Here is a 3,668-nt window from a genome sequence, read left to right as displayed (position 1 = left end):
AGTACCAGCGTACGGCCCACAGAATGATGTCACGCTGAAAATGCCGGCCTTTGAATGGGTTCATGTGCAGCTCCATCAGCAAAAGGGGATGATAAGTTTATCACCACCGACTATTTGCAACAGTGCCGCTTAAAACGCTTAACGAATGGAAGGGACTTCCCCTGGATATGCGCCTGATTAACTTTCGTGCAATCATAGGATAAACATTGACCCAGAGGGATTCGTTATGACCATCACCACTGTCGGTATCGATCTTGCTAAAAATGTGTTTGCTGTTCACTGCATTGACCAAAATGGTAAAGCTGTTCTGGTTAAACCCAAGGTGTCGCGTGCAGCACTTTCTGAACTCATCGCAGGTTTACCTCCCTGTGTCATTGGAATGGAAGCCTGCTCGGGTGCCCACTATTGGGCAAGATTATTCAGGCAGTATGGCCATGATGTCCGGTTGATGGCTCCGAAATTTGTCTCACCCTATCGCATGGCGGGTAAGACCGGGAAAAATGATGCAGCTGATGCAATAGCTATTTGTGAGGCAGTGCAGCGGCCGCATATGCGCTTTGTACCAGTCAAAGACGAAAGCCAGCAGGCAATGCAATGCTTACATCGGACAAGACAGGGATTTATCCAGGAAAGAACAGCAACGTATAACCGTCTTCGGGGCCTGATATCTGAATTCGGGGTTATTGCCCCACAAAGCACTGATGCTCTGCGTCATGTTGTTTCTGACCAGAAGGAAACTCTGCCAGTACAGGTTAGGCTGTACATTGATGATCTATTGACACATGTCACTAATATTGAAGAGAAAATCGCCGAATATGACAGGGTATTATCTCGTGTGGCCAAAACAGATCATCGCAGCCAGCAGTTAATGGAACTGAAAGGTGTTGGGCCCACCACAGCGAGTGCGCTGGTCGCCAGTATTGGCAATGCCCATGATTTTAAGAACGGGCGCCAACTGGCAGCCTGGTTGGGGCTAACGCCATCACAATACAGTAGTGGCGGAAAATCAAAGCTTGGCAGGATAACAAAAGCGGGTGATGCCTATCTGCGAACCCTACTGGTCCAGGGAGCCCGTTCTGTAATGGTAGGGGCAGAGAATAGAACGGACCCGTTTAGCCGTTGGGTCTGCTCGTTGATTGGTAGGCGGGGATACTGGCGTGCTGTCGTTGCAATCGCCGCCAAGAATGCGAGGTTGTGCTGGGCATCATTACATTACGGCGATGACTTCAGACTGTATTCAACAACATGAAAAATTTAACTGAGTAGTAACTGAACTGTAAATTGTTGATGGTAAAGGGTTAGACCCCCGTGAGAAGTATCTGCATATCCTACTGGATATCACTATCCGATTAACGAAGGAGGATCTCACGAGCGTCTTTCATCAGGGTCCGAATCACTAGCGATTCAGCATGACCGTTTATAGTAGCGCAGTCTTATCCCTTGCCTTTCATTGATGAACAGACAGAAATTAAAAACCGGCGTTGACTGTTCGGGGAAGCCCTTATAGTACAATAATTCTCTATATCCAAACTGACCCCATGTTGTCCGCATCATTAAAACCGCGGGTTTGCCGCTGACTCTGGCAGATATGGGGCTGAAACAATTCCGTGAGGAGGAGTGGCGTAAAGTTGCCGAAATCGCCTGCGCCGAAGGCGATACCATGGGCAATATGCCTATGGCGGTCAGTGCCGATGATGTCTATCAGGCAATGATCGCAGCCAATGCCATGGCCGAACGCTATAGCCACCAGAACTGACAAGATACAAAGGATGCAACCTCTCTCCCGAAAGCGAGGGGTTGCATCTTCCCTTGCGCAAGATCAAAACGATAAGTTACATTTTTGTTGGTCAATGCTGTTTTTAAGTTTTTTAAAAACAAAGAATTAACAAAAAAGGATTAAAAATCACCGAGACGGCTGCCGCGATCAAGATCACACAAATGTCGCCATTTAAAGCGTAGAAAGGTTTGAGCTTTTTCTTGCCACTCGCCTCTGGGGGGCAAAACCCACGATAACTTCAAACATTTTCACCCGATGCCAGGAGTTGGCATCAATACCCTATTACTTGCAACGCTGGGAGGAACACATGACATATGCAACGATCAATCCCTTCACGGGAGAGCTCATCAAAGAATTTCCCAATGCCACTGATGCCGAAGTCACAGAGGCAATTGAATCGGCCCACCAGGCCTTTTTGAGTTGGCGCAATACCTCTTTTGCCAACAAGGCTGAAATACTCAATCGGGCTGCAGCCCTGCTCAGAGACAGCAAGCGCCGCTATGCAGAGCTGCTGACCCTAGAGATGGGTAAAGTCATTGGAGAGGCCGAGGCCGAAGTAGAACTGTCGGCGCAGATCCTCGAATACTATGCCGAGCATGCCGAGAGACTGCTGGCACCGCAGAAACTGCCTGTGGCCGATCCCGCCGAAGGGGAAGCGCTGCTGGTCAATGAACCTCTTGGGGTCTTGCTGGCCATTGAACCCTGGAACTTCCCCTATTACCAGATAGCCAGGATCTTGGCTCCGCAACTTTCTGCCGGCAACACCCTGCTGCTGAAACACGCTTCCAATGTGCCTCAGTGCGCCGCCGCTTTTGAGAGCCTGATGCGGGATGCCGGACTGCCACAGGGCGCCTTCCAGAACCTGTATGCTACCCGGGATCAAGTCGAGCAGATCATCAACTCACCCAAGGTACATGGCGTGGCTCTGACCGGCTCTGAAGGTGCAGGCGCCGTTATTGCCTCTCAGGCCGGTAAGGCGCTGAAAAAATCCACTCTGGAGCTGGGCGGCTCTGACGCCTTTATCGTGCTGGAAGATGCCGAGCTTGAGAAAACCATAGATTGGGCGGTATTCGGCCGTCACTGGAATGCCGGTCAGGTATGTGTTTCATCCAAACGGATGATCCTGGTGGAAGCCATTTATGACAAGTTTATGGAAGGCTATACCAAAGGCGTAGCCGCGCTTAAAGCCGGTGACCCTATGGATCCGAACACGACTCTGGCGCCCCTGTCTTCCCAGGGTGCTGCCGATGAAGTGAAGCAGAAAATTCGTGAAGCGGTTGAGCATGGTGCCACAGCTACCGAAGTTGGTCCCAAAGTGCCGGAGCAAGGCGCTTTTGTACAGCCGACCATACTTACCAATGTGACCCCGGACAACCCGGCTTACTATTGGGAGTTCTTCGGCCCTGTCTCCATGATCCTCAAGGCAAAGGATGAACAGGAAGCGATTGCCATTGCCAACGATTCGCCCTTCGGCCTCGGTGGCTCTGTGTTCACCGCCGATGAACAGCGCGGTCTGGCGGTAGCCAAGCAAGTCTCTACCGGGATGATGTTCGTCAACCACCCCACCATGGTTAAGGCTGATTTGCCCTTTGGCGGCATCCGCCGCTCCGGCTATGGTCGTGAACTGATCGACTTAGGCCTGAAAGAGTTCGTCAACCACAAGTTGATCAACGTGGTGGATATCAACGCTCCCTTCTGATCGCGCTTGAAGCATATTTAGTTCGATAAAGACCCGAGCACCTGGCCGGGTCTTTTATCGCCACAGGGCTTTGTTGAATAAATCGAACTTTTGCTGAGTTGAAGGATCAGATCACGCATCCTCCCGACAACACAGACCATTCCGTGGCAAAGCAAAAGTTCAGAATCACCAACTGGTCCACCTACAACAAAG

General features: G+C 50.7%; 4 protein-coding genes. All 4 read left to right on the top strand.

The window, feature by feature from the left end; all coding sequences use genetic code 11:
* Window positions 1-226 precede the first annotated feature (226 nt).
* The gene (locus tag C3406_RS25700) at window positions 227-1,249 is read left to right on the top strand and encodes an IS110-like element IS5708 family transposase (RefSeq protein WP_040113331.1); all 1,023 of its coding nucleotides are present in this window, start codon (window positions 227-229) and stop codon (window positions 1,247-1,249) included.
* Window positions 1,250-1,588: 339 nt separating this feature from the next.
* Window positions 1,589-1,756 carry a hypothetical protein gene (locus C3406_RS25695; protein ID WP_231593832.1) on the top strand — a complete coding sequence of 56 codons (168 nt, stop codon included), beginning with the start codon at window positions 1,589-1,591 and terminating at the stop codon, window positions 1,754-1,756.
* 328 nt (window positions 1,757-2,084) lie between these two features.
* Window positions 2,085-3,476 (top strand): NAD-dependent succinate-semialdehyde dehydrogenase, encoded by a 1,392-nt coding sequence (locus C3406_RS25690; RefSeq protein WP_023205627.1) that lies wholly within the window; start codon window positions 2,085-2,087, stop codon window positions 3,474-3,476.
* A 98-nt stretch (window positions 3,477-3,574) separates the two neighbouring features.
* The coding region (locus C3406_RS26680) for a hypothetical protein (RefSeq protein ID WP_223817503.1) at window positions 3,575-3,668 on the top strand (94 nt) is incomplete at its 3' end.

Source organism: Leclercia sp. LSNIH8 (assembly GCF_002920195.1).
In the GTDB taxonomy this organism is placed as follows: Bacteria; Pseudomonadota; Gammaproteobacteria; order Enterobacterales; family Enterobacteriaceae; genus Enterobacter.
This window is presented reverse-complemented; position numbering and strand designations above follow the sequence as displayed.

What these genes read in the sequence shown, in the direction of transcription:
- C3406_RS25700 (WP_040113331.1), top strand. Translation starts at nt 227, where the DNA reads ATGACCATCACCACTGTCGGTATCGATCTTGCTAAAAATGTGTTTGCT.
- C3406_RS25695 (WP_231593832.1), top strand. Translation starts at nt 1,589, where the DNA reads ATGGGGCTGAAACAATTCCGTGAGGAGGAGTGGCGTAAAGTTGCCGAA.
- C3406_RS25690 (WP_023205627.1), top strand. Translation starts at nt 2,085, where the DNA reads ATGACATATGCAACGATCAATCCCTTCACGGGAGAGCTCATCAAAGAA.